Genomic DNA, 25,620 nt, shown 5'->3' on the forward strand with positions numbered 1-25,620 from the left:
CAAGACGCCAAAGGTGCTTGCGTCTTTTCATCCCCCGAGTCCCGCGTGGTCACACGACCGCGCGGTTACCGCATTTCTCAAAGGAGATCAGCCATGTCTCTGGCATCCCGTTTTGCTCCGCAATCCCCGATCCTGCGCTCCGATCGCCCACTCTCGGACGACCGTATTCGTGCCGTTGTTCCCTCGATCTTTGCCGACGCTCCGCATGGGAGCCGGTCCGATCGGTATGCCTACATACCGACCTCGGTCGTGCTGACCAGGTTGCGCCAGGAGGGTTTCGAGCCCTTCATGGTGTGCCAGACGCGCGTGCGCAACGAGGATCGGCGCGAGTACACCAAGCATCTCATCCGACTTCGCCATGCAAGCCAGATCAACGGCGACGAGGCGAACGAGATCATCCTGCTCAACAGCCACGACGGCACGAGCAGCTACCAGATGCTTGCCGGCATGTTCCGGTTCGTCTGCCACAACGGCCTGGTCTGCGGTGACACCACCGCCGACATCCGCGTTCCTCACAAGGGCGACGTGGCAAGCCAGGTGATCGAAGGTGCCTACGAGGTTCTCGAAGGCTTCGAGCGCGTGCAGGACGCGCGCGATGCGATGCGCACCATCACCCTCGATGAGGGCGAAGCGGAAATCTTTGCGAATTCCGCGCTCGCACTCAAGTACGACGACCCGGCCAAGTCCACCCCTGTCACGGAGAGCCAACTTCTGGCGCCCAGGCGCTGGGACGACCGCAAGAACGACCTGTGGGCCGTCTTCAACCGCGTCCAGGAGAACCTCGTCAAAGGGGGACTGAATGGACGCTCGGCCAATGGCCGCAATCAACGCACCCGTCCGGTGCAAGGAATCGACCAGAACCTGCGCCTGAACCGGGCGTTGTGGCTGCTGGCCGAAGGCATGCGCCAGCTCAAGGCGTGATGCCAAGCGGACCTCGCCCAGCTCGGGTGAGGTCCATTTCCTCTCATCCACCGGGCGCCGTCGGCGGCCCGCTATTCGTCATCAGGAGAACCAACATGGCAACCACATCGGCGCCCGAGCAATCGGTATCGCCCATCATTGTTCCGGGCCAGCTCACGCTGCGCACCATACGCGGCAAGAACGGCCCGTTCACCGTCGGCCGCCTTGTCACCCCCATCGGCAAGTTCGCGGTCAAGGATGCGGAGCTGGAGCAGTACCCCGAAGGAAAATACGACGGGGAATTCATCATCCGCTACATCTTCCCGAAGTCCTATCCGGTCGGCGACGGCATGCGGTTCGAGATCCGCGCCAACCTGGACGGAATGACGCTCAACGGAATCGACAAACTGAGCCGCGACGAAGCCCGAAGCTTCGCCACCCAGGACGTCGATCCACTCGATGAAGAGCTGGGGACGCAGCCTGCAGCAACGCCGGCCAAGTCTGCCAAGGCCTCCACGCCCGCCAAGCACGCACCCGTGCAGGCGTCGGCGGATCCTCTGGTCGATACCACGCCCTTCGGTGTGGATGCGCCGACGCCCGCTGCGGCGGCTGCCCCCGGCAGCACCGAAGATGGCGACGCCGCTCTGTTCGGTCTGCTGTGGCCGCTGGGCGAGTCCGTGAAATTGGATTCGACCATCGACCGCCGCGCCCTGCGCGCGCAGATCGCCCGCCTGGGCGAACTGGGTTTTGCGTTGGACTTCAAGACGCAGGAGTGGAGCCGTCAGGCCGAACTGCAACCTGCGTGATCGCAGACGCCGCATCCGCGGTGTTCTTCATCCACCCGCCGGGGTTCCTTCCCCCTGCGGGGGAGGCCTCGGCCATTTTCTGGAGGTCTCCATCATGTCCACCATCGCTTTCGATGTACCCCGTTCCGCGCTGGATGAATCCGCATGGCGAGCTGTTTGCAAGACAGCCGCCGAGCACGCCCAGCGTGGTTGCGGCCTGTCCTGGGATCATTGGGTCACGCTTTTCAGTTCGGAGATCGACGCGCAAGCTAGTCGGTTGCCGGAAAGCCAGCGAGCTCAGGCCCTGGAAATCGCAGCCCACGAATGGGACTACGCAACACCCGCCGAGCGGCAGGAAGCCCAGGACTGGAATGCGGAGCATGGCTATTGCTCGCATGGGATCGAGTTCGGCTACTGCCCGGCCGGTTGTGATCGCGACGATGACGACTGGGACTAAGGGCAAAGCATAGGTTCCTTCGCCGCACCTGCGGCTTTTCATCACCCGCCGGGAGGCCCTCCCCGTGGGGAGGCCTCCGGCTCTACTTTTCCAGGAGGCCTCTCATGGGCTGGTATTTCTCACCCCAATCGCGGTCTGAACTGATCGCGGAACTGATCGCACCGCAAGAGACCGAGCGCGCCAGCGTCAAGGTCATCGCCCACGCGCTGCGCGGCAACGTCCTCTGGTCTGTCGCGGAAGTGACGGCCAAGGTCGAAGGCGTACATCGTGATCTCGCGCCGGGCCAATCCCTGCGCTACATCCGCTGCGATCTGCTTGAACGCAGCGGCGGCCAGTGGGGTTACAAGCCGCTGGACGAGTCCATGCACCCGTACTACTACTCGTGCCCGCTGTCCTATCTGGACCTTGCACCGGAGCAGTCTGCCGAATGGCGTGCAGGCGTTCGCGCCTACCACGCTCGGCGACGCACACCCACGGCTGTCACGGCACCCGCCGCAACGCTGATGGTCTGAGCCAGGAGGAACCGACATGGACCTGATCCTCGCTGCGCTCTCCCCCTCGCTGCTGGCGCTCGTTGAAGGGAGTTTGTCCAACGACGAAGTGTCCTCCGACGAGGAGATGCTGGAGTACTTCATCAGCAACGGCCTCACCGAGAAACAGGCGCGGCAGGCACTGACCTACCGCGACCAGTACCTCAACAACATCTACCTGGACGGCTTCACGCCGATCACCGCGGTGGACGAGGTGCTTCACTTCAACCCGCACACCCGGCAGTTCGAGCCGGACTGAGCGGTTTTCTTCCACCCCCAGGGGCAGCACTTGCCCCAGCGGGCGGTGCTGTTCCCGTTCATCCGAGGACACCACCATGCCCGCACACACTTCTTCCACCACGCTGTACCGCATCGACGAATGCCCGGATGTGATGGCCGACGCCTGCGTCGGCGACGACCAGGGCAACCTGATCTTCCTGTCGATCTGGGCGCGGGACACCGCCGTCCAGCAGTTCCTCGCTCGCCTGACCCTTGGGCGCGACGAGCAGGGACTGGACCAGTTTCACGTCATCACCGACCAAGGCGGCAGCGTCCCGGTGTTCATCGGCAACGTCGATCGCCTGGAAAAGCGCATCACGCGCGCCTACCGGCGAACGCTGTTCGGTTCGCTGTCCAACGTGTGGCTGTTCGACCGGCGCTGCGTCAAGCCCGACAAGGCCAACGCCAGCGCGCTGGCATTGCTGCCACGCGACAGCGCCCACCGGCTCGACCGCCTGTGGACGCTGGTGCGGGACACGTGCCCGTTGCCGCTGCTCGACCACTGGCGCGAGACCGTGCTGGAACTGCTGCAAAGCCGCGAGATGCTGGGCCGCCTTCCGTTCGCCCTCGGGCCGCTGGAAGGCCATCGGCTCGCCATCGACGTGCCGACGCTGACCCTGGCGCTGGGCTCCCTGATCCGCAGTGACGTGCTCACCGCCTATCCATACCCGGCCAAGATCTGGACGCCGGAAGTGGTAGCGGCCTGACCCACCCTCGGAGGCACGCCTTGGTGTGCTTCCGTCTTTCATCCCCGCCAACCAGGAGACTTCCATGGCCCTCATGTTCCCGCGGCTTGCCCGCAATTTCGTGAAGAACGGGTATTTCCCGACTGATGAACCCACGCTCGAAAGAGCCCTCAACGCACTGATGCCCAGCGACGGGCCGATGTGCATCCTCGATCCCTGCGCCGGCGAAGGCGTAGCGATCGCCGAAGCCGCCCACGCCCTCGGGCGCGAGCAGGCCAAGGCGTTCGCCGTTGAGTTCGACGCGGAGCGGGCACGCCATGCCCGCGGCCTGGTCGATCACTGCCTGCACGCGGACCTGATGGACACGATGGTCTCCAAGCAGTCGTTCGGACTGCTCTGGCTCAACCCGCCGTATGGCGACCTGTCCAAGGACGTCAACGGCAACATCGGCTATCAGGGCCAGGGTCGTGCCCGCCTCGAAAAACTGTTCTACCAGCGCAGTTTGTCGTTGCTGCAATACGGCGGCGTGCTGGTCTTCATCGTCCCCGGCTACGTGCTCGACGCGGAGCTGGTCGGCTGGCTGACGCGCCACTACACCGACCTGCGCATCTACCGAGCGGTGGAGACGCAGTTCAAGCAAGTTGTGATCTTCGGCCGGCGGGTGCGCCAGCGCGAGCAGGCCTCGGATGGCGTCAAGGCCGTGCGCAATCTGCTGCTGCAGGTTGGGCAAGGCGAGATCGAAGCTGACGAACTGCCGAGCGAATGGCCGTTCCTGCCGTACATCGTCCCCGCCAGTCCGGCCGAGCCGGAGCATTTCTTCCGCGTGACGATGGAGCCCGAGCAGTTCGCCGACGAGGTTGGCAGGCTGCAAGGCCTCTGGCCGTCGCAGGACACGCACCTGGGGGCCGCGCAGCAGTCGCTGCGTCCACCGGCGCGGGCCTTGTCCCACTGGCATCTCGCCCTGGCTCTGGCCGCAGGCGCGATCTCGGGGGTTGTGCGCTCCAAGACGGGGCGCGTGCTCGTCGTCAAAGGTGACACCCACAAGGACAAGACGCTCCAGCGGGAATTCACCGAACGCGAAGACGGCTCCATCGCCGAGACCCGCATCCTCACCGACAAGTTCGTACCTGTCATCCGCGCGTGGGACATGACGCCTGGCTCCCCGACACGGGGCGACGTCTTGACCATTCGTTAATCCACCGGACGCGCTGCTGTCCTGCTGTACCACATCGAAGGAGAAACACCATGTTCCCAAATCTGTTCAAGCGGCCCGCGCCGCAGAAGCAACCGTTGTTCGCACCGGGCTCGCTGAAGTTGAGCGAGAAGGTGCATTGGTTGGCCCGCAAAGGCCTGATCGACCCCTTGACCTATGTCCAGCGCCATGTGCGCGGTGACTGGGGCGAGATCGACAAGGCCACCCGCAAGGCCAACGACGTCGCACTCCAACAGGACAACCTGATGATCTCCTACTACCGGATCACGCCGGAGCTGGTTCTGATCGTCAAGACCAGCGAAGACCACCAGACCACGGTTGTCCAGCTTCCCGAAGAGCGCGACATGATCTGAAGTCACCCATCGTCATCCCAGTCACCTGACGGAGCCACTTCACTCCGCCAGGGGTGTCGTGGCTCAATGAATCCATCAAGGAGGAATCCATGGCATCCCGACACATCGAAACCTACTGCCAGGACCTGCTGTTTCCGGTAGGTGCACTCATCCTCAGCGAAGGTATCGACCGCCTGGTCCGCGCCGGTCGTCTTGACCCGATTCCGTACTTCCGTCGCCATGTCCGTGGCGACTGGGGGGACGTCAGCGACGGGCAATGGCAAGCCAACGGCATCGCACTTCAATCGGGTGCTTTGCTGGAATCGCACTACGTGATTCATCGTGCGCTGCGCATTCGCATCGTCACCGATGCGAAACGCCATCTCACATCCATCGTGCTGCCGTCCGAAGACTAAGCACATTTCACCAGCAGGCCGCCAGCGCCTGCGTTTTCCATCCACCGTCGGCCGTGTGCCGATTGATCTTCCCACCCTGGGGCAGGCCATTGCCCCTTTGGGGGTGGTGCATGCCCCATTTTCTTTGGAGCATCACCATGTCCCTCGATCTCGAAAACACTACCGCCGAAGCCACGCCCGTACAGGGCGAACTGCTCGACGCGGAATCCAACCCTCTGACCCTGAGCCTTCAGGATTTTGTCGGCGAGTTCGGCGACGAACTGCTCGACGCCCTCAACAGCGCCAATCCGCCGGTCTATACCGGCCAGCCGCAGGCGCATCGTCAACTCGTCGTCGCCAGCCTCAAACGCAAGCTATTCCAAGCCCAAGCCGAAGTCGTCCATGCCGCCGCCGAGCTGCTGATCGACCGTGGCGAACACGCCGCGATCGTCAACGGCGAGATGGGTTGCGGCAAAACGACCGTTGGTATCGCCACAGCCGCCGTGCTCAACGCCGAAGGCTATCGCCGTACCCTGGTTCTTTCTCCACCGCACCTGGTCTACAAGTGGCGGCGCGAGATCCAGGAGACGGTGGCAGGCGCCAAGGTCTGGGTGCTCAACGGCCCGGACACGCTGGTCAAGCTCATCAAGCTGCGCGAGCAGTTGGGTGTGCAGCCCACGGGCCAGGAGTTCTTTGTCCTGGGGCGCGTCAGGATGCGGATGGGATTCCACTGGAAGCCTGTCTTCACCACGCGGCGCACCCGCCATGGCGACGTGGCAGCGTGCCCTGACTGCGGCACGGTCATCACCGACCTCGACGGCGAGCCGGTCAACCCGGTCGCGCTCGAAGCCGAGGAGTACCGCAGGAAGTGCAGCCATTGCGCCGCGCCCCTGTGGACATTGATCCGCCCGCGCAGCCTGTCCGGCAGCGACCAGTCCTCGGCCGTGCTGAAAGCGTTGAAGCGCATCCCGACGATCGGGGAAGTCACCGCGCAGAAGCTGATGCAGAAGTTCGGCGACGGGTTCCTGGCGTCGATGCTGGGCGACAACATCCATGAGTTCATCAACCTCATGGACGGCAACGGCGAGCTGGTGTTTTCCGACCGTCAAGCCACGCGCATGGAACGTGCGATGGCCAACATGGAGTTCGGTTTTGGCGAGGGCGGCTATCAACCGTCCGAGTTCATCAAGCGCTACCTGCCGCAAGGCACGTTCGACCTGCTCATCGCCGACGAGGCCCACGAGTACAAGAACGGCGGCAGCGCCCAGGGCCAGGCCATGGGCGTGCTGGCGGCGAAGGCTCGCAAGACCTTACTGCTGACCGGCACGTTGATGGGCGGCTACGGCGACGATCTGTTCTACCTGCTGTTCCGAGCCCTTCCCGGGCGGATGATCGAAGACGGCTATCGCCCGACCACGAGCGGCAGCATGACCTCGGCCGCGATGGCGTTCATGCGCGATCACGGTGTCCTGAAGGACATTTATTCCGAGAGCACCGGGACGGCGCACAAGACCGCGAAAGGCACGAAAGTCAGTGTCAGAACGGTCAAAGCTCCGGGCTTCGGCCCCAAGGGCGTGCTGCGCTGCATCCTGCCGTTCACGATCTTCCTCAAACTCAGAGACATCGGCGGCAACGTTCTGCCACCGTATGACGAGGAGTTCCGTGAAGTCGCGATGGACACGGCGCAAGCCGCGGCCTACCGCGATTTGGCGGGTCGGCTGACCGCGGAGCTGAAACAGGCTCTGGCGCGACGCGATACAACCTTGCTGGGTGTGGTCCTCAACGTGCTGCTGGCCTGGCCGGACTGCTGCTTCCGGTCGGAGACCGTGGTGCATCCGCGCACACGCAATACCTTGGCGTTCGTCCCGGCTCAGTTCAACGAGTTCGAGATCAGCCCCAAGGAGCGTGAGCTGATCGACATCTGCAGGGAAGAGAAAGCACAGGGCCGCAAGGTTCTGGCCTACACGGTCTATACCGGCACGCGCGACACGACTAGCCGGTTGAAGGTATTGCTGGAGCAGGAAGGCTTCAAAGTGGCGGTACTGCGCGCAAGCGTGGATGCCAGCCGCCGCGAGGACTGGATCGCCGAGCAGTTGGACCGTGGCATCGACGTGCTCATCACCAATCCCGAGCTTGTCAAGACGGGATTGGACCTGTTGGAGTTTCCGACGATCGTGTTCATGCAGTCGGGCTACAACGTGTATTCGCTCCAGCAGGCGGCACGCCGCTCTTGGCGTATCGGGCAGAAGCTGTCCGTGCGCGTGATCTACCTGGGCTACGCCGGCTCCTCGCAGATGACCTGCCTGGAGCTGATGGCCAAGAAGATCATGGTCTCGCAGTCCACTTCGGGCGATGTACCCGAATCGGGGCTCGATGTCCTGAACCAGGATGGTGATTCCGTCGAGGTCGCATTGGCCCGGCAATTGGTAACTGCGTGATCTGCTGTCTGCCGGCATCCTTTCGGGGGTGCCGGCATTTTTCTAGGAAATTGCTGCTCGGAGGATTCGATCACCGCCCCGGTCCCAGCGCGGGGAAGGCTAAACTGATCAGACAATACCGAGATTCAAGGAGGCACTATGGCTATGGTGATCGAAGCAGCATATGCAGATGGTACTGGTGCAGCCAACGCACTGCATATGTCTCAGGCGCAGTGGGAAGAGTTGCAACGGGCGTACTGCGTCGGTGATCTGCTGATGCCTTGCTGCAACGCTCCAGCGATTCCCAAGGTTAGTGCTAATGGGTACCCCTTCTTCGCGCATCTAGGAGGTGCGTGCAGTACTTCCGAAGAAAGCCAATGGCACCTGGCGGCCAAGATACTTGTGCGCAGCGTGCTTGAAGATCTTGGATTCCGTGCCTCGGTTGAAATGCCGGGTTCGGGTGATGCAGGTCGCTGGCAGGCTGATGTCTGGGGTGAGCGCAATGGGGTTAGGTTGGCTGTCGAGATCCAAAGATCGTATCAGTCGCTCCGTGACTACCGTAAACGCCAAGAGCGGTACCGCGAGGCGGGCATCAAGTCTCTTTGGTTGCTGCGGCAGGAGCGATATAGCACTCTCACCAAGAGCATGGGAAAGGAGCGTCTGCGCACCGAGTTTGGGGGCAAGTTCCCTTCGGCCGGCCACTTCGGCCCGTGCCTTTCTGACCTGCCGGTCGCGATGCTTGAGCTAGATCCGGCCCCAACGGTCAAGGGTGCCGGATTCTTCAACGCAACCCTTCCAAACATACTTGAAGCAGTGCTTAGTGAGCGCTTTCTTTGCATCAACGGTCTATGGTGTATCGATAACCTAGACTCGATGAATAACGCCGCCAGACTCGCGCGCGAGCGTTTCGCAGCCAATCGCTTGGCTGCAAAGATGTAGCTCGACTGTGGTGTTGCTCGACATGCGCCGACGCAGCACCGACACTCCAGATTCCCGGGTTCACACTCAAATGCCAGCGGCACGCATTCGCGCCTCCAGCTCATCAAGGAATGGCGAGCGCCCAAAGCGCATAGGGCCATAGCGGCCATCAACGAAGCCCGAATACAGCATGTGGACCTCGTCGCGAGCACGTGTGAGTCCCACATAGAAGAGCCGGCGACTTTCGCGCAACTTCTCTGGAGTTTCATTGCGCCACGGCAGATTTCCGAGGTCGAGTCCAACCATGATGACGACGTCGTACTCACAGCCCTTTGCGGAATGCAGTGTCAGCAGATTCAGGTGATCGGGCGAACCGTCCCGACCGCCCAAACTCGTGATGTCTAGCGAAGCCAGTGCACCGCCTTCAGCGAGCGCTGCCGTCATGCGATCCAGTTGCTCCTTCTGATCAGCGAGCGCCAATTCAGCCGCCAGCAGATGATCCACTACACCGTTGCGCAGCGAAGCAACAAATTCTCGCGCAGGTTGCTGGTCAGCACGCAGCTCCCATAGCAAGGCGGTTAGCTCTTGCTCTTCGCGCTTGGCCTGTGAATCGTCCAAGCTCGCCCGATGAAATGCGCGATAGCGGTCGAGTAGTCCACGCAATTGTGGGCGTCCAACACGCCAGCCACCCGCGCACCACGCCGCACAATCTTCTACCCAACTTGTTAGGGCAACCTTGCGGTAAGGTGCTGCGGTATCCACACGGATGTGATCGAGACCACCGGTTGCCACAGCTTCAGCCACGATATCGCCTGCGCGATAGTCTTTGTATAGGATCGCGATATCGCCCAGTGTTCGTCCCGGCTTGGAGGCTAAGGCCGCCGGAATGATCTGCGCGACGGCGTGCGCAGCCTGGTCCGCCATACCACCCGGGCGCAGGACAAATTCGATGGTCGTTTGTCGCGCAGGATCGCTCGCTTGATAGCCTCGGGCTTCTCCAAGCGCCATCTCTGACGCAGTCACGATCCCTGCACCAGAACGGTAATTTAATTGAAGCTGGACAGGCTCAATGTCTCTGCGAGCCGCCAATTCCATGAGCAACGCGCCATCAGCTCCCGTAAATCCATATATCGACTGATCCGCATCCCCGACAGCGAAAAGTCGGACACCCCCGTCGAAGGCAAGGCGTTTGACGATGCGATGCAGTGCCACGCCTAAATCCTGGTACTCATCCACCGCGAGCACGGGGAATTTTGCCTGAACCAGAGGTAGTACCCAGTCGTGCTCGGCGATCAAACGCTGGCCGAAGACAACCATGTCATCGTAGTCAATCAGCCCCTCGTCGCGCAGAGCGGCCTCGTAGGCCTCGGCCCAGGCAGCGAGTTCCTCCTCGCTACGCCAAGCGACGCTATTTCGATTGAGCACGGAACGGCGATGCCGCCCGAGGTCAATAACTTTGTACGGATGGTTCTGGCCGAAAAGCGCATCTCCAGTTTGCTTCAACAACCGATCACTGACTCGTTGAGTGGCTACCGAAAGTGGGAAAGATATGGGCAGGCCGGCCAGGCGTCCATACGGCATCAAGAGATGACGCAGACAGAACCCATGGACCGTACCAATGAAAAGATTAGGTGCCTGCTGAAGTCCCAAGTTTTCAATTCGGCGAGCGAGTTCGCGAGCGCACTCCTGGCTATAAGTGATGCACGCAACGCCACGAGGGGCCTCGACGTCTTCGGCCAGGATGCGGGCGAGCTTTAGGACGAGTGTCTTGGTCTTACCGCTCCCGGGACCAGCGAGTACCACACAATGTCCTTGAGAGTTGTAAGCTGCCAACTGCCCTGGATTTCCAGCCAACTCGGCAGCCTGCGCCAGGTAGGCTGTACCGACGTTACGCGACGGCATCGCGGATATGCTCCAGCGCAGAGCGAATGTAGGCCGGGCAAACGTCCTCAGACACCGACGGCGCAAGTGCCTGTGCAAATCTCCCCTTGCCAATCCGTTCAATCAACTTCAGCAGCCGGTCTTCATCGACCTGATCCGGATCATCCACCCACTCTTGCAATGCGTCCCGGGTGACTTGCCTCAGCGGCAACTCCTGCTCGATTACCGACTTCATCGCCTCGGTCATTCCGGCGGCAAATAGGTCGGATTCCAGCGTGCTCTCGTTGACGAAGTATCCAAACTCTGCGGCGTATTTGAGCACCTCATCTATATCCAGGTCATCGTAACCATATTCGTCATCGACCTCGTTTAAGAGATTAATTAATCGCCTGTGGGCTAGTGGAGGTTTGCCATTGACCGGGTCGCGATCTGTCAAAATTACATGTGGAATATTTAGCCCTTTAGGGCCCAAAAGCTTCACATAAGGAGTGAAGTTCGTCCCCCCGACCGAGCACACAGTGATTCCAAGTATGTCGAAAGGAATCCCGAGGGCGTCGGCGAACGCGGGAATGATGAAGCGCTCGGCGTCCCCTTCAACCAGAATCACTCCCCGGGAAAATAATATTTCTCCGCGAGTGACGTCGATGTAGCGCTGGAGGTCGTCTTCATCCCTCTGTGTGAAAGGTGTGTTCGCGGTCGAAACCGCGACGGTTTTCCCGTCCGTTGCGTTATGACGCAGGAGAACGATGGACCTAATCGGTGTAACGCTTGCGATATGCGGCGAGTGAGTAGTGAGAATTGTCGTCAGTGGAGGGGCTTCGTCCTCATCTTCCGCTCTTGTGCCGAGAAAGTAGCGATAGACAAGACGCTGGACATGCGGATGCAGGTGCGCTTCGGGCTCCTCGACGACGAAGAATGTGTGGTCGCGCTCCCCCTCGGAGACGAGACGGTCGAGTTCGAGGCTCTTCAAGGCCAGGAAGATCAGATTCGCCGTTCCTAGGCTGGCATCGCCGACACCGCGAACACCGTTGTCGATAAGCAGCCGAAGGCTACGCAGCAATGCATCCACTCGTGTAGGTGCAAGTCCGAGCGATACCGGGACAGCATGTTGCCCCCCGGCGATTGCGATCAGCCGTTCGCTGATCCGTTCTGCTGTCGCTACCACTTCCTCGTGTCCAGCCAGCTCTCGCTGTGCTTGGTCGACCTGATTCTGAATCTCCTCACGGGCGTCATCATCCAACGACGCGGCAAGATCCTCAATGAGTGGCCTCAATGGCGAATTGCGCCAGCTCGCAAGGTCCTTCTCAGCGTCACGCAGGGCTACCTGAACATCTATTGGCAACATCCGGCGAAGTGCGCCGCCGATACGCATTTCGGGATCGTTGCCACCGAAGATCACATACTCATAGTCCTTCAACGATTCCGGGGCGCGCCCCAGGCCCGCCTTAGGCTGGAAGCGGTAGGTGAGTCGGGCCACCATGGGTGGGCCAGGATCAATCACGCAATCGTTGAGGTGAGCCATCAGCCGGGGATCGTTTGTGAAGTCCGTTAGATCCACAGAGACCTCAATGGTCGCACCAACCTTGTCTTCGCCAAGTCCGTCCCAGAAATGTTCAAGCCCCAGTTGTCGATCGCGTTCAGACAAGCCCGGATCAAGGATCAACTGCAGGCCGCGAATGAAATTGCTCTTGCCAACCTTGTTCTCTCCCACGATGACGATACTTTCCCCCGTCTCGACATCAACATCCGAGAAATTGGCGAAATTGATCAACCTGACCCGAGAAACCCTCATTTACGCCCCCGTCCACTGGTGTTTTAACAAATAGTAGCAGTCAAGCGGCCGGCCTCCATCCGCCGACCGCGACTGAGCTTTTCCGTTTCGGCGCCCTCAAGGCCGCTTTTGTTCGACTAGACCGCTGCCGGCAAATCGGACGCAGCGTGGTTCGCATTGTTTGCTGCTGCCCCGGGCCTTAGCGGCGATGGTGAGGGCTCGTTGTTTCAGGACGCCGAGCTTATGTGCCCCTCTCCACCTTGGTTTCACCATCCCGAACGCCGCCTGCTGGCAGGAGTCCTCGGCCTGCTCTGGTCGGTGCTGGCTGGCGGCTGCGCTACGACGACTGCGCCGCCCGCACCTGATGCCATCGAGGAAGTGTTGGCCACGCCCGAACCCGAGGCGCCCGAGTACATCCCCGTCGTGCGCTACGGTCGCTACACGCTGGTCGAGCTGGCACCCAGAGCGGCGCAACGCGACCTGCTGTTGCAGACCATCGACGTGTCCATGCCCGAAGATGCCCGCGCCACCGTCGGCGATGGGCTGCGGCATGTGCTCAAGCGCAGCGGTTACAGCCTGTGCCAGACGGCGCACGCGGTAATCGAGCTGTACGCGCTGCCGCTGCCGGCGGCGCACCTGCACCTCGGCCCCATGACCTTGCGCGATGCGCTGCTCACACTGGCTGGCCCGGCCTGGGAACTGCACGCGGATGATCGCGCACGGCAGATTTGCTTCGAACGGCCCGCCGACAGCGCGGTCATCGAACCCGCATCCGAGCCACCCGCCGCCGAGGCGGTGCAGACGTTCCCGCTGGAGCCTTCGGTTTCGGGAGGCCAGCCATGAGCGCCCCACAGTCTGCCCGGCGCCCGGCCGCCGTCGTGATGGTGCAGAGCCTTCTGTGGCTCTGGCTGATCGGCCTCAGCGTCTTCGTAGCCTTGGGCTACCAGACCATGAACGACCAGGCCGACCAGGAACGGCTGGATTCCCGCCTGCAACGCCTGGAAGCCCGGGCGGCGGGCCTGGTCGAGTCGATCGAGGCCATCCAGCAGCGTTCGGCCGTCGCAACGGCGGCAGACCTCAAAGACACCCGCCAAGTCTTGGAAGCACGCGCTGCCCAGGTTGAGAAAACGCTGAGCGGCTATGCCGCTGCCGACGACCTTCAGGCGCTGCGCGCGGAGGTCGAGCAGATCAAGGCGCGCCAGACCGCTGCGCCCGTTCCGCGCGCCGCAGCACCCGCCCAGCCGCGCGCATCGGGCAAGGCCGCCGCCAAGCCCGAACCGCCGCCGCTGCCGTTCCGCGTCGTCGGCGCCGAATTGCGCGCTGGCCAGCGCAGCGTGTCCGTTGCGCCGAGCAGTGCGGACTTCACGCCTGACCAGCTTCAGGTGCTGCTGCCAGGTGATGCGCTCGGCCCGTGGCACTTACAGGCGATTGAGGGCAACACCGCCGTGTTCCAGGCCGGCAACCAGACCCGTCGCGTGGCGATTCCCTGACCGGAGCACACCACATGAATCCGTCGATCATCCTTTCCGCGCTCCTGCTGGCATCCGCCCAATTGCCCGCCTGGGCGCAGCAGCCGGTCACCGCCCCGGCCCGCAATGCGCAGAACCAGGAGCGTCCGCTGGTCGCCCGAACCCCGGACGACCAGGTAGCAGGCGACTGGGGCCTCCAACCGCAGGAATGGGCGCTATACCGCGAGCTGATGGACGGGCCGCTGGGCATCTATTCGCCTAACCTGGACCCTCTGTCCGCCCTGGGCATCGAGGCCCGCACCGACGAGGAACGGCGGCGCTACGCAGAACTGCAGGTGCAAATCGAAGCGCGCCGCGTCGAGAAGCTGCTTGCCTATCAACGTGCCTACGACGAAGCCTGGCAGCGCCTGAACCCCGGCATGCAACGGGTGAACCTGCCTGACGACAAACCCAGCGGCGGCGCAGTGCGCGGCGGCGGCCGCACGGCGGTGTTCGTCAAGGACGGCTGCGCGGCCTGCGGACAGCTCGTGCAACGCCTGCAATCCTCAGGTACCGAGTTCGACCTGTACATGGTCGGCAGCCGCCAGGACGACGCGCGCATCCGCGACTGGGCCAAGCGCGCACAGATCGACCCGACACGGGTGCGCAGCGGCACCATCACGCTCAACCACGACGGCGGCCGCTGGCTGTCGCTGGGTCTGCCCGGCGATCTGCCCGCGGTCGTGCGCGAGGTGAACGGCCAATGGCAGCGCCAGCCCTGACGGCGCGGTTTCGCGTACTGGTGATCGCTGCTGGCCTGTACGCCTGCGCCGTCCATGCCCAGGAGGTTCCGCCTCCGGCCTATCAGCTTGCCGCCCAACGTGCGGGCATTCCCTCCACGGTGCTCTACGCCGTGGCCTTGCAGGAGAGCGGCATCCGGCGGAACGGACGCATCGTCCCGTGGCCGTGGTCCCTCAACGTCGCCGGCCAATCGCGCCGCTATGCGACCCGCGCCGACGCCTGCGCCGGTTTGCAGCAGGCGATGCGCTCCACGCCGCACACGCGCATCGACGCGGGCCTGGGTCAGATCAACCTCGGCTACCACAAGCACCGCTTCACCAGCCCGTGCGACTTGCTCGATCCGTACCGCAACCTCGCCATCGCCTCCGAGATCCTGAAGGAGCAGCACATCCCGGGGGAGAACTGGCTGCTGGCGATCGGCCGCTACCACCGCCCCGCGGGGGGCGAGCCCGCAGCCCGCTACCGGCGGAGCGTTTCCCGCCACCTCGCCCGCGTGCAGGGCACGCGCCCAACCGCCGCGGTCCTCGCCGCGCGCCAGGAGACCACCCCATGACGAAATCCCATCTGGCCCATCTCGCGGCGAAAGGCCTGCTCGTGCTGCTGGCGGGTCTGCCGCTGGCCTCGCGTGCCGGCGAGCCGCTGATCTTGGTCGAAGACCGTGGCGGCACGTCGGCGCTGCCGTACTACGAAGCCCTGAGCCTCCAGCCGCGCGCCAACACTCCGGCCCGATCGCCCATCCCTGCGACTCAGATCCCGGCCACGCCGGCGGATGAGGCCGCGATGTTGCCGGTGCGCAGCGCCAAGCTCACGCCCGGCACCGTCGCGCGGCGGGTGATCGAGGCCCCGGGCCTGCGTCCCTTCGTGGTCGTGGGCGACGACGAGGCTTCCCAGGCCTGGTTGCGCCGCCATGCAGCCTCATTGCGCGAGCGCGGCGCGGTCGGTCTGGTGGTCAACGTCGAGACCGTGCAAGGCCTGGCGCGGCTGCGCGCACTGGCGTCCGGCGTGCCGCTTGCGCCCGTGTCCGGCGACGACTTGGCCGAGCGCTTGGGCCTGCGGCACTACCCGGCGCTAGTCACGGCCACCGGCATCGAGCAATGAAGCCATGTCGGGGAAACAGCCGGTCGAGGTTCTGCTTCGCCCAGCGGTGGAGCTATATACCGTCGCGGCGTGTGCAGGCGCCGCGTTTCTGTCCCTGGTGGCCCCGTGGTCGCTCGCGCTGAGCCCCGCCATGGGTGTCGGCAGCGCGCTGGCGTTCGGAGCCTATGGCGCGATCCGCTACCGCGATGCCCGCGTCATCCTGTGCTACCGGCGCAACATCCGTCGCCTGCCGCGCTACGTGATGACCAGCAAGGACGTGCCGGTCAGCCAGCAACGTCTGTTTGTGGGACGCGGCTTTCTGTGGGAGCAGAAACACACCCATAGGCTCATGCAGACGTACCGGCCAGAGTTTCGGCGCTACGTCGAGCCGACGCCGGCCTATCGGCTGGCCCGGCGCCTGGAGGAACGGCTGGAGTTCGCGCCGTTCCCGCTGTCCCGGCTATCGAAACTCACCGGCTGGGACGTGCCTTTCAATCCGGTGCGGCCGCTGCCGCCAGTGGGCGGCCTGCCGCGCCTGCACGGCATCGAACCCGACGAGGTGGACGTCAGCCTGCCGCTGGGTGAGCGCGTGGGCCACTCCTTGGTTTTGGGAACGACAAGGGTGGGCAAAACACGTTTGGCCGAACTCTTCGTCACTCAAGACATCCGCCGGAGGAACGCCGCGGGCGAACACGAGGTCGTGATCGTCATCGACCCCAAAGGAGATGCCGATCTCCTGAAGCGGATGTATGTCGAGGCCAAGCGCGCGGGCCGCGAAGGCGAGTTCTATGTCTTCCATTTGGGGTGGCCGGACATTTCGGCACGCTACAACGCCGTAGGCCGATTCGGTCGCATCTCGGAAGTCGCCACCCGCATCGCGGGGCAGCTCTCCGGCGAAGGCAACAGCGCAGCCTTCAGGGAATTCGCGTGGCGCTTCGTCAACATCATTGCCCGCGCCTTGGTGGAACTGGGGCAGCGCCCGGACTACATGCTGATCCAGCGGCACGTCATCAACATCGACGCGCTGTTCATCGAGTACGCCCAGCACTACTTCGCCAAGACCGAGCCCAAAGCCTGGGAGGTGATCGTCCAGATCGAGGCCAAGCTCAACGAGAAGAACATCCCGCGCAACATGATTGGGCGCGAGAAGCGCGTGGTGGCGCTGGAGCAGTACCTATCCCAGGCCCGTAACTACGACCCGGTGCTCGACGGCCTGCGCTCGGCGGTTCGCTACGACAAGACGTATTTCGACAAGATCGTCGCGTCTTTGCTGCCGCTGCTGGAGAAGCTCACCAGCGGGAAGATTTCCCAGCTTCTGGCGCCGAACTATTCCGACCTGGCCGACCCCCGCCCGATCTTCGATTGGATGCAGGTCATCCGAAAGCGCGCAGTCGTCTATGTGGGCCTGGACGCGCTATCCGATGCCGAGGTCGCCGCAGCGGTCGGCAACTCGATGTTCAGCGATCTCGTTTCGGTGGCAGGCCATATCTACAAGCACGGGATCGATGACGGCCTGCCGGGCGCATCGGCTGGCACGCGCGTGCCGATCAACGTCCACGCGGATGAATTCAATGAACTGATGGGTGACGAGTTCGTGCCGCTGATCAACAAAGGCGGCGGCGCCGGTCTGCAGGTCACCGCGTACACGCAGACGCTTTCGGACATCGAGGCCCGTATCGGGAACCGCGCCAAAGCGGGTCAAGTGATTGGCAATTTCAACAATCTGTTCATGCTGAGGGTCAGGGAGACGGCCACCGCCGAACTGCTGACCCGGCAATTGCCGAAGGTCGAGGTCTATACGACCACCATCGTCTCCGGCGCGACCGACAGCTCGGACATCCGCGGCGCGACGGACTTCACCAGCAACACGCAGGACCGCATCAGCATGTCCAGCGTGCCGATGATCGAGCCGTCGCACGTCGTCGCCTTACCCAAGGGCCAATGTTTCGCATTGTTGCAGGGCGGCCAGCTTTGGAAGGTTCGCATGCCGCTGCCGGCACCGGACCCCGATGAGGTCATGCCGCAGGATCTGCAACAACTGGCGGGCTACATGCGCCAGAGCTACAGCGAGGCCACGCAGTGGTGGGAGTTCACCAGTTCCCCGGCGTTGCAGGACGGGGCCTTGCCCGACGACCTGTTGGATGATGCCGCTGCGGCCGAACCTGGCCCGGTGGCCACCGACGACAGCGCCGGCAATGAGGCCTCGCCATGAAGGATGCCGCCTCGACCGCGCAGCGGGAGCAGAACCAGCGCCAAGGCCTGATCGTCGGCACCATCACCTTGCCGTTCCGGCTGCTGGGGGTGCTGATCGGCTCGCTGCTGTTCTCCATTGTCGTGGAGTGCGTCGGAATGCACCTGTTCTGGAAGGACGAGGGCTGGCGACACTCCCAGCAGATGTTGCAGTACGAGTTGGGGCACCTGTCCAACCACTTCACGCGCAGCGTGGTCGTGCAGGAACCGGGGCGCACGGCGCACGAGCTGGTGGATACCGGATACGAATGGGTGTTCGTGCGCTCGGGCTTGCTGGAGCGCATGAGCCAGACCGCCGAGCGCGCCCGTGCACCCAGCCACGGGCAGACACGCAACTTTCGCTACTACATCAGCCAGGCCTATGTCTGGACCGAGAGCTACCTGATCGCCGCAGCCTTCACGACGCTGACCTTCCTTGTGCGCCTGCTGGTCCTGGTGCTCACGTTGCCGCTGATCCTCACCGCGGCATTCGTCGGCCTGATCGACGGCCTAGTGCGGAGGGACGTGCGCCGGTTCGGCGCGGGCCGCGAATCGGGCTTCATCTACCACCGCGCGAAAGCAAGCCTGATGCCGCTGGCCGTTCTGCCCTGGGTCACGTACCTGGCCTTGCCGATCTCGGTGCATCCACTGCTGATTCTGCTGCCGAGCGCCGCCTTGCTGGGGCTGGCCGTGAGCCTGACCGCGGGCAGCTTCAAGAAATACCTTTAGGCGAATGCTGTCCCGCGTGGCTGTAGTGCTCATCGGTTCTGCAGAACATCTAACGCAGCGTCCAACGCCGTAATCGATTCGACAATGACTCTCACTAAGGAGCGGTCGAACTCGTGGTCTCGCTGGGAATCGTGGACACCGCTGTTGAGACACCCCCATTCAATGCTTCCTGCACCAACACCAAGCAGCCGGGTCAAAGCGACAACGACGTCTGGCGCGCCAGCATGCTGCGCGGAGATGCGATCGACGGCTGATCTCAACTTTGCGCATTTGTTGTTCAATTCCCAGGGGGAGCGTGGCCCGCCTAGCTTGAGTTCGATGCGCCCATCTGCTCGCCGGCCCAGCCAAGTCCAGAGACGGTCAGTCAGACTCTCCAGCGCGGGCCGCGCCTGGCGCAGCGCCTCACGCTTCTCATCGGCTGCCAACGCCTGCTGGGCCAACAGGACGTAGTTCTTCGTCGGTGGATCGCTGTCAACGCGCAGCTCATGCTCGCCCTGGTGCGGGAGGAACTTGTAGCGCTTGATGGACCCGGCCCGCCGGGCGCCCAATTCCTGCTGGATCCGGTGCAGAAACTCCTCGGCGTGTGAGGTGAGGATGACCTGCTTGCCGACGAGCAAGCCATCCTCGAAGAAGGTACGCCAGATTCCGTCACGATGGTCATCGTCGATCGCGTTGACGACGTCATCGAAAATGACCACGGGGCACCCCTGCGCGATGTTCTTCGCCAGCAGAATCGCCAGACCCAGGCACTTGATATGCCCTTCGCTGAAGACCACCAGCGCGTCATAGCGCACGCCAGGCTCACCGGTGAACTCTACTTCGATCTTGCCGTTTTCGGCGACAGGCAGCCACAACGCGTGCAAGAGGTCGCCAGGCGGATCAGCACGATTGAATGCGTTGTACAGATTGCGTGCCTGTTCTCCGAGGCCCTGGAGCAGCACGCCCGGCAATGCGGCCAAGTAGGCTTGGATTTCGGGCAAGAAGCCGTCGTAGGCGGCCTTGACCCGCAGGTGGTGCGCGACTACCGGCACTTCGGTTGCGACCGACTCGATCAACTCACGGTTCGCCTCGTCAAATTGGGCCACGGTCTGGCGGGCAGCGGCCATTTCTTGGTCGGCTGTCATGCGTATGGTCCGCAGCCGTTCGATCTCCAGCCGGTGCTGGTCCAGTGCGTCCCGCTCCCGGGCCAGCGCCCCGCGCAGGGCATGCGCTTCGCGGGCTTGCGCGTCGGCGCGCTCGATGATTTCCGTGACCTGCAGCAGAGCGTTCCAGGCACGCCGGTCGCCATCGACCCATGCGCCAAGCCAGGCGCCTGTCGAGGTAGGCGGCAATGGAGGCAGGCCTGCTGCCTGCAACTGTGCAGGACAAGCGTTTGCGCCAACCGCGACTACCCGACGCATCTCGTCCCACAGCGCCCGCACCGCCTCGCTCAACTGCGTCCGTAGGCCGGCTTCCTGCTGCTGGAGGGTGGCCAACTGCGCGAGCTGCTCCAGGCCCGTGCGGGCCTTGGCGAAAGGATCCTGTGCGACAGCAGCCAATCCGGTTCCGCATGCGGGACAGGTGGTCGCCCCGTCAGTCAAGGCCAGCACAGCCTCGTAGAGCTTAGCGTACGACACTTCCCCAGCACGCGCCGAAAGCTGTCCGGTGGCCGCCTGCCACAGGCCTTGAAGGTGATAAGCCTCATCCAGCAGCGTCTGCAGCCGCGCTTGGCTCACCTCATGAACGGCAGGTGGGACGGCAACCAGTTGCGCCTGGACGTACGGCAGCCGCCCTTGCTGCTCCGGTGTGCCGAGCAGCCAGTCAACGCAAGCCTGGTACGTCGCGCCGGGCGACATTCGTTGCGCCAGCGCTTGCTCGGAGTTCTCCACCGCCGCGATCTTTTGCGGATAAGCAGCGATCGTCTGTTCAGAGTTCGCCAACTGCAAGCGCCGCTGCGCGAGTTGAGTAGCCTGGGCGCCGACGAGCATCAGGTCTTGGTCGAGCGCGGGATTGAAGCCGCGCACGAAGTCGCTGAACTGATCCACGCCAAACAAGGTAGCGATGAGCTGCCGCTGATCGCCCGGAGTACGCGCCGCGATGCGGGCGAAGTCATCGAGGCGGTTCTTTTCGATGAAGCAGAAGCGGTACTCCGCTTCGTTGGGCTGCACAGCCTGGGCCTGGTCTGGTGCTCCGGAAGACAGGACGGGCGCGACATGGCGACGCAACCGGGCATTGTTGCAGTATGTCCGTTGGTCGACCCGCTTGACTTGGGCCTCGCTGATGGAGCCGAGCATCGCCACTTCCAGCGCCTCGCAGAAGCTGCTCTTGCCGGTACCGTTGGCGCCATAGACCAAAGTGATGTCGTGGCTGAGGTCGAATGTCTCTTGCCGCATGAATCCGCGAAACGGTCCCACCTCAAGCTGGCGCAGGCGCCCCAGCGCCGGCCCGACTTCGGGTCCGTGGCCATCTCCCTGGTACGCGACCGGCATCTGCGCCAAATGGGCGACGGCCAGTGGCGCCATGCGGGTGGAGCGTCCACGGCGCGCTGCACCAACTTCAGCCAGAGGTTGCAGGTGATCAAGCACCAGATGCGCGAGCCGGCACACGTCGTCATGCACCTGGCGTTGCGCCAAGTGCGCCAAGAAGCGGTGGTACTCCGAATGAATGCTTGCCATGCAGCCCCCTCTACACAGGAAGACGCTTCGATGGCGTCCTTGATGATGTTGATCGGTCGCCAGCGCAGTAGGCACAGGCGGGTCATGCTTCCATTCGCTATTACGGTTTGTGGAAGTTCTCAGCAAAATAGTCGATGACCTGCCCCGCTTGGGATCCCTGACGGAAACGCTTTTGCTCCTCGAAGTCGATCGAGGGCAGCATATGGATCAGTTGATGATCGGCGTACAGCGCCATGACCTTCTCGGCATCCAGTACCCCGGCGCGTTGTCCGGTAAGCGTATTCGCCGCTTCGATGGCCGCGCCGATCATCACGTCCGCCACTTGCACTGCAGGACTGTGCTTTGAATCGATCTGAGTCACGGACTGAAGCTTGAGCGGAAAGGTGATGCTGGCGATCTCCGATTGACGAAACGTGATCGGTTTCTCATGGCGGATGTACCGCTGCAGCAGGTCGTGATAAGTGAGCAGGTTCTTGGACTGATCGTGCTCGACCCGATACGGGCCGTCAGCCATGATTTCCATCCGACTGACCAGGGACTGCAGCACCACGAAAGCAGCATCGGTGTTGACGCCCGGCGTGACGATCGCCTTCAGGCATTCAGGGGCAGCGAACTGCGCAAGCGGGCCAAGCGCTTCCGGCAGTTCCCACCAGCGCGATGCGCACGCCGCATCGATCAGGTTCCCAAGCGCCTCCGAGCTCTTTTCCTTCACCGCGCGCTGGAAGCTGACCAACAGCCGGTCGAGCGCGCCTTTGCCGAGGAGCGTCGGTCCAACCGTATACAGCAGCGACGCAAGCGAGTAGTTCTGCCCGTCTTCGTAGAAGTCCATGCCGCGCTCGTAGTAGAACGGCTCGACCGCGTAGTCCAGGAACATCAGCAGCAACAGGTAGCGCTTGTCGCAGACGTAGGTCACGCACTTGTGGTCGGTTAGCAAGTCGCGCTGCAGCGCCATCAGACGGGGGTGATTGGCTGGGCGCCGAGCCAACGCCCGGTACTTGAGTTCGTCCGCCTGAAGCTTGGGAAAGTGCTCCCGGATCAGGCGCCCGGCCTCGTCATCCTCAATGGCGATGGCCGTCGCTCCTTGGAACCGCTGCTCAGGGTTCATCAGGTCAAAGCCGGTATAACCACTTTCATCGATCCGGAAGCATTCCATTCAACTCTTCCCCTGGACAATGGACACTCCGATCCTGTCGGCCAATTCGAGCACGGCATCGTAGGCACCGACGTCGTTGTGCGAAGGCTCAGACGCGGCCGAGGATGGTTCACTAGGTGGCTCGCCATCGGCGGGCAGATTGGCGCATCGCTTAGTCATGGGTCATTTCAAGAATTTCATCCACAGCGGCCGCAATGACACGGTCCGGTGCCGAAGCGAGTAGATCCTGGGGACGATTTCCACCCAGGAAGCTGTTTTCGGAGCGGAACCAATAAGCCATGCCCCAGCCGTCTTTGTGTCCTTCGAAGGTTTCAATCACTTTGGCCAGCGATTTCAGTGGACGGAAACCAGCGTCACGATCCAGCCCGTAGTCCGGAAAGTAATCGATGCCACCGTGGTTGATAGCGAAGATTTGGCGTTGCTTCTTCCACTTATTGGGCTGAGCGCTCGGGTTCCGGGTGCTCAGTTCCGCGAGTTGTGCGATGTTCGCGGCGGTCAACCAGTCTCCACTTTCCAACACCGCCTTACGCGCCTGCACCAGCAGGCTCGCTTCCTTGAGCAGCCGGGGCGACAGCGGATTGCGCGGCACGAGCATTTCTGCCAGCCGTTCGAGCGATTCGCGGTCCTGACGTTCAAGCAGCACCTCGAACATGGATGAAGCGACGTTGGTGAAGTTTTCCGCCAATGCCGCGAAAACACTGGGCTTGATGTGGTCGAACGCCACCACCAGCACGTGGTCAGCCTGCGACCGAGCGAGTTGAGCCTGAATCTCTTTGGGCGTACCCACAAGGGTCGACACGCCGAGACGGTCTGCAACGACGCTCATGACTGACTCCTCAAATGGGTTATTTACGCTATTTGATATTACTATATCGACCATAACCTTCAATGCCCAGACACTTCGGATTCTTGGGACCTAAGGAGCACACCGTGCACCCCACCACGCTTTATGTAGTCGGCAATGGATTCGACCTGTGGCACGGCATTCCATCGGGCCTCGGACAGTTCAAGGAGTATGTCCTGGCCACAGACCGGGACATTCATCGCGAGGTCGAGGACTACCTTCCAGCCGGAGACGACTGGTGCGACTTGGAATTAGCCCTGGCTGAACTGGATGCCGATATGCTGGTCGACAACTTGGGGCACTTCATGGGGGCCTATGGTGCCGAGGACTGGAGTGATTCAGGGCACCACGACTTTCAGTACGAGGTGGGGAACGTCGTCGAGCGACTGTCCAAGGGGCTTCGGACGCGCTTTGCCGAATGGATCCGAGACTTGCCCATCCCGACACACGACACCGCCCCGCGACGGCTTGCGACGCTGGATCCACAGGCGCTGTTCCTGACCTTCAACTACACGAGCACGTTGGACACTCTCTATGGCATCGATCTGGCACGTGTTCTGCACATCCACGGCCGATCCGATGCGGCAGACGATGAGTTGGTCTTGGGCCACGCCTGGAATCCCCAATCCCGCCCCTCGCTCAACGACCGTCCGGATATCGAGGAGATCGATACCCGGGTGGCTGAAGCCAACGACATCATCGACGACTACTTCTCAGCCACCTTCAAGCGTTCCGAGGAACTGATCGCCCAGCATAGGACGTTTTTTCAGGCGTTGGGAGCCATCCAGAAGGTCGTCGTGCTTGGCCACTCTCTGTCCCCCGTGGATGCGATCTACTTCCAGGCGCTCCTTCAGCAGCCCAGCGTTGCCGCGGCGCGATGGACAGTCGCATGCCGCAGCAAACAAGAGTGGCCTGATAAGGAACAACGGCTCGTCGCCCTGGGTTTGTGGCCGGGTGCTGGACAGCCATCTTCTTGGGACGCACTGTAGAACAAAGCGTCGTTCGCTCCTGTATTTGCGGATCGCTGCGCACCTAATCCGGTCGGCCCCAGTTCCTATTGTTTGTGGCCTAAAGCAGCCCTGATCTCCACGATCAAGCCATTGCTGATTTCACAGGAATGGCGCGATGTTGGCTCCGATCTGGCTGCGCGCCGCGCATCGCGGCGTGCCCACTTTTCTCGTGACGGCCCTCCTGCTGGGCCAGTCCCCGATGGCGTTGGCCGAGCCCCCCACGCAGCGCCAGGAACTGGTCGCGGCGCTGCGCCAGCTCGACGCGCTGGAGCGCACCGTCGCCGACAGCGCCGCGCATGCCCCCATCCAGCCGGGAGAGCGCTACCACTTCGATTACCCGCGGCTGCTGGCTGACCTAGCGCGCGTGCGCGCCGGTATCCAGGCCCACCTCTCACCTTCGCGTGCCCAGCCGCGCGACCCCTCCGAACTGGCCGGCGACTACCGCACTGAGCGGGCCGTCGAGCCATCGCCGACGACCGCGGAGGTCAAGCCATGAACGGCGCCCAGGTCTCGGCATTTCAAGCCAACAGCGGCATCGCGCCTTCCGCGATGGCGACCGTCTTGGTCGGCGTCGTGTTCGCGGTCCTGCTCGTCTGGGGCGTCTGGGCCATCCGAACGGCCTACGTGGGGTGGTCCGAGAGCCACCTCAACCAGCGCCAGTTCCTCGGCGTCTGCATCCGCTTCGTCGCGATGTACCTCGTCCTGAGTTTCTTCCTCCTCTCCTGACCTGAAAGGCCTGACCATGCAAAACCGCATCCTCACTTCCCGTTTTGTCCAGCGCGCCACCGTGGCTCTGGGCGCCGCCGCGCTGCCCGCGCTGTCGTTCGCGCAGGGGTTGCCGCAACTGGAGAACCCGACCCGCGGCACGGGCAACGGCATCATGGAAACGATCAGGAACTACGGCTACGACATCATCATGCTCGTGGCCCTGCTGGTTGTGGCGTCGATGTTCATTGGCGTGTGCTACCACGCCTACGGCACCTACGCGGAAATCCACACTGGTCGCAAAACCTGGGGCCAATTCGGCCTCACGGTCGCCATCGGCGCGGTGCTGCTCGTGATCGGCATCTGGCTGCTCACCGAAGCCACCGGCATCCTGTAAGGCGAGGCC

At 62.9% G+C, this 25,620-nt stretch carries 27 protein-coding genes; 22 read left to right on the plus strand and 5 right to left on the minus strand.

Annotation, left to right across the window (positions count from 1 at the left end):
* Window positions 1-93: 93 nt before the first annotated feature.
* The 11 genes from HX803_RS16370 (at window position 94) to HX803_RS16420 (ending at window position 8,933) form a co-directional block, all read left to right on the plus strand.
* On the plus strand, window positions 94-921 hold the full coding sequence (locus HX803_RS16370) for a DUF932 domain-containing protein (protein WP_011871441.1): 828 nt from the start codon (window positions 94-96) through the stop codon (window positions 919-921).
* A 95-nt stretch (window positions 922-1,016) separates the two neighbouring features.
* A complete protein-coding gene (locus tag HX803_RS16375) occupies window positions 1,017-1,706 on the plus strand; it encodes a DUF3275 family protein (RefSeq protein ID WP_009876584.1) in 690 nt (229 codons plus the stop codon).
* Window positions 1,707-1,800: 94 nt separating this feature from the next.
* Window positions 1,801-2,142 (plus strand): hypothetical protein, encoded by a 342-nt coding sequence (locus HX803_RS16380; RefSeq protein ID WP_011871442.1) that lies wholly within the window; start codon window positions 1,801-1,803, stop codon window positions 2,140-2,142.
* 104 nt (window positions 2,143-2,246) lie between these two features.
* Window positions 2,247-2,654 (plus strand): hypothetical protein, encoded by a 408-nt coding sequence (locus tag HX803_RS16385; protein WP_009876585.1) that lies wholly within the window; start codon window positions 2,247-2,249, stop codon window positions 2,652-2,654.
* A gap of 16 nt (window positions 2,655-2,670) precedes the next feature.
* Window positions 2,671-2,931 (plus strand): hypothetical protein, encoded by a 261-nt coding sequence (locus HX803_RS16390; protein WP_009876586.1) that lies wholly within the window; start codon window positions 2,671-2,673, stop codon window positions 2,929-2,931.
* A gap of 76 nt (window positions 2,932-3,007) precedes the next feature.
* Complete coding sequence (locus tag HX803_RS16395) at window positions 3,008-3,658, plus strand: hypothetical protein (RefSeq protein WP_009876587.1); 651 nt, start codon at window positions 3,008-3,010, stop codon at window positions 3,656-3,658.
* Between the two features lie 40 nt (window positions 3,659-3,698).
* Window positions 3,699-4,832 (plus strand): DUF6094 domain-containing protein, encoded by a 1,134-nt coding sequence (locus HX803_RS16400; protein WP_254912368.1) that lies wholly within the window; start codon window positions 3,699-3,701, stop codon window positions 4,830-4,832.
* Window positions 4,833-4,882: 50 nt separating this feature from the next.
* Window positions 4,883-5,203 carry a hypothetical protein gene (locus tag HX803_RS16405; protein WP_009876589.1) on the plus strand — a complete coding sequence of 107 codons (321 nt, stop codon included), beginning with the start codon at window positions 4,883-4,885 and terminating at the stop codon, window positions 5,201-5,203.
* 89 nt (window positions 5,204-5,292) lie between these two features.
* Window positions 5,293-5,598, plus strand: a complete 306-nt coding sequence (locus HX803_RS16410) for a hypothetical protein (RefSeq protein ID WP_009876590.1) — start codon at window positions 5,293-5,295, stop codon at window positions 5,596-5,598.
* 137 nt (window positions 5,599-5,735) lie between these two features.
* Complete coding sequence (locus tag HX803_RS16415; RefSeq protein ID WP_011871444.1) at window positions 5,736-8,015, plus strand: helicase-related protein; 2,280 nt, start codon at window positions 5,736-5,738, stop codon at window positions 8,013-8,015.
* Window positions 8,016-8,153: 138 nt separating this feature from the next.
* Window positions 8,154-8,933 carry a competence protein CoiA gene (locus tag HX803_RS16420; protein ID WP_017514159.1) on the plus strand — a complete coding sequence of 260 codons (780 nt, stop codon included), beginning with the start codon at window positions 8,154-8,156 and terminating at the stop codon, window positions 8,931-8,933.
* 66 nt (window positions 8,934-8,999) lie between these two features.
* Here the strand turns inward: HX803_RS16420 and HX803_RS16425 are convergent, their stop codons facing one another.
* Window positions 9,000-10,814 carry an ATP-dependent helicase gene (locus HX803_RS16425; protein WP_020924957.1) on the minus strand — a complete coding sequence of 605 codons (1,815 nt, stop codon included), beginning with the start codon at window positions 10,812-10,814 and terminating at the stop codon, window positions 9,000-9,002.
* The gene (locus tag HX803_RS16430; protein WP_134315833.1) at window positions 10,801-12,564 is read right to left on the minus strand and encodes an ATP-dependent endonuclease; all 1,764 of its coding nucleotides are present in this window, start codon (window positions 12,562-12,564) and stop codon (window positions 10,801-10,803) included. The genes HX803_RS16425 and HX803_RS16430 overlap by 14 nt, the downstream gene beginning before the upstream one ends.
* A gap of 243 nt (window positions 12,565-12,807) precedes the next feature.
* On the opposite strand from HX803_RS16430, the gene HX803_RS16435 reads away from it, so the two are divergent.
* The 7 genes from HX803_RS16435 to HX803_RS16465 are packed head-to-tail and all read left to right on the plus strand — an operon-like array spanning window position 12,808 to window position 18,848.
* Entirely contained in the window at window positions 12,808-13,407 is a 600-nt protein-coding gene (locus HX803_RS16435) for a PilL N-terminal domain-containing protein (protein WP_020924956.1), read from the plus strand.
* Window positions 13,404-14,054 (plus strand): hypothetical protein, encoded by a 651-nt coding sequence (locus HX803_RS16440; protein WP_009876593.1) that lies wholly within the window; start codon window positions 13,404-13,406, stop codon window positions 14,052-14,054. Before HX803_RS16435 ends, HX803_RS16440 begins: the two co-directional genes overlap by 4 nt.
* Before the next feature lie 14 nt (window positions 14,055-14,068).
* A complete protein-coding gene (locus tag HX803_RS16445; protein WP_009876594.1) occupies window positions 14,069-14,794 on the plus strand; it encodes a TIGR03759 family integrating conjugative element protein in 726 nt (241 codons plus the stop codon).
* Window positions 14,776-15,366, plus strand: a complete 591-nt coding sequence (locus tag HX803_RS16450) for a transglycosylase SLT domain-containing protein (protein ID WP_009876595.1) — start codon at window positions 14,776-14,778, stop codon at window positions 15,364-15,366. Before HX803_RS16445 ends, HX803_RS16450 begins: the two co-directional genes overlap by 19 nt.
* Entirely contained in the window at window positions 15,363-15,911 is a 549-nt protein-coding gene (locus HX803_RS16455) for an integrating conjugative element protein (RefSeq protein WP_009876596.1), read from the plus strand. The genes HX803_RS16450 and HX803_RS16455 overlap by 4 nt, the downstream gene beginning before the upstream one ends.
* Window positions 15,912-15,915: 4 nt before the next feature.
* Window positions 15,916-18,102 (plus strand): type IV conjugative transfer system coupling protein TraD, encoded by a 2,187-nt coding sequence (traD, locus tag HX803_RS16460; RefSeq protein ID WP_011871448.1) that lies wholly within the window; start codon window positions 15,916-15,918, stop codon window positions 18,100-18,102.
* Window positions 18,099-18,848: a TIGR03747 family integrating conjugative element membrane protein gene (locus tag HX803_RS16465; RefSeq protein ID WP_009876598.1), complete on the plus strand. Its 750-nt coding sequence runs from the start codon at window positions 18,099-18,101 to the stop codon at window positions 18,846-18,848. The genes traD and HX803_RS16465 overlap by 4 nt, the downstream gene beginning before the upstream one ends.
* Before the next feature lie 29 nt (window positions 18,849-18,877).
* On the opposite strand, the gene HX803_RS16470 is transcribed toward HX803_RS16465, so the two are convergent.
* The 3 genes from HX803_RS16470 to HX803_RS16480 all read right to left on the minus strand — a co-directional run bounded on the left by HX803_RS16470 (window position 18,878) and on the right by HX803_RS16480 (window position 23,481).
* Window positions 18,878-21,502: an ATP-binding protein gene (locus tag HX803_RS16470; RefSeq protein WP_011871449.1), complete on the minus strand. Its 2,625-nt coding sequence runs from the start codon at window positions 21,500-21,502 to the stop codon at window positions 18,878-18,880.
* 100 nt (window positions 21,503-21,602) lie between these two features.
* On the minus strand, window positions 21,603-22,655 hold the full coding sequence (locus HX803_RS16475; protein WP_011871450.1) for a DUF3800 domain-containing protein: 1,053 nt from the start codon (window positions 22,653-22,655) through the stop codon (window positions 21,603-21,605).
* A gap of 151 nt (window positions 22,656-22,806) precedes the next feature.
* Entirely contained in the window at window positions 22,807-23,481 is a 675-nt protein-coding gene (locus HX803_RS16480) for a hypothetical protein (RefSeq protein ID WP_011871451.1), read from the minus strand.
* Window positions 23,482-23,585: 104 nt separating this feature from the next.
* Here HX803_RS16480 and HX803_RS16485 point away from each other — a divergent pair, with 104 nt between their 5' ends.
* From HX803_RS16485 to HX803_RS16500, 4 genes are all read left to right on the plus strand, one after another.
* Window positions 23,586-24,488, plus strand: a complete 903-nt coding sequence (locus HX803_RS16485; RefSeq protein WP_017514686.1) for a bacteriophage abortive infection AbiH family protein — start codon at window positions 23,586-23,588, stop codon at window positions 24,486-24,488.
* 136 nt (window positions 24,489-24,624) lie between these two features.
* Window positions 24,625-25,005, plus strand: a complete 381-nt coding sequence (locus HX803_RS16490; protein WP_009876602.1) for an RAQPRD family integrative conjugative element protein — start codon at window positions 24,625-24,627, stop codon at window positions 25,003-25,005.
* On the plus strand, window positions 25,002-25,235 hold the full coding sequence (locus HX803_RS16495; protein WP_009876603.1) for a TIGR03758 family integrating conjugative element protein: 234 nt from the start codon (window positions 25,002-25,004) through the stop codon (window positions 25,233-25,235). Before HX803_RS16490 ends, HX803_RS16495 begins: the two co-directional genes overlap by 4 nt.
* Before the next feature lie 16 nt (window positions 25,236-25,251).
* Window positions 25,252-25,611, plus strand: coding sequence for a TIGR03745 family integrating conjugative element membrane protein (locus tag HX803_RS16500; protein WP_009876604.1), 360 nt, complete (start codon window positions 25,252-25,254; stop codon window positions 25,609-25,611).
* Window positions 25,612-25,620: the final 9 nt, after the last annotated feature.

It is taken from the genome of Pseudomonas sp. P7548, from assembly GCF_013386585.1.
GTDB lineage: Bacteria > Pseudomonadota > Gammaproteobacteria > Pseudomonadales > Pseudomonadaceae > Aquipseudomonas.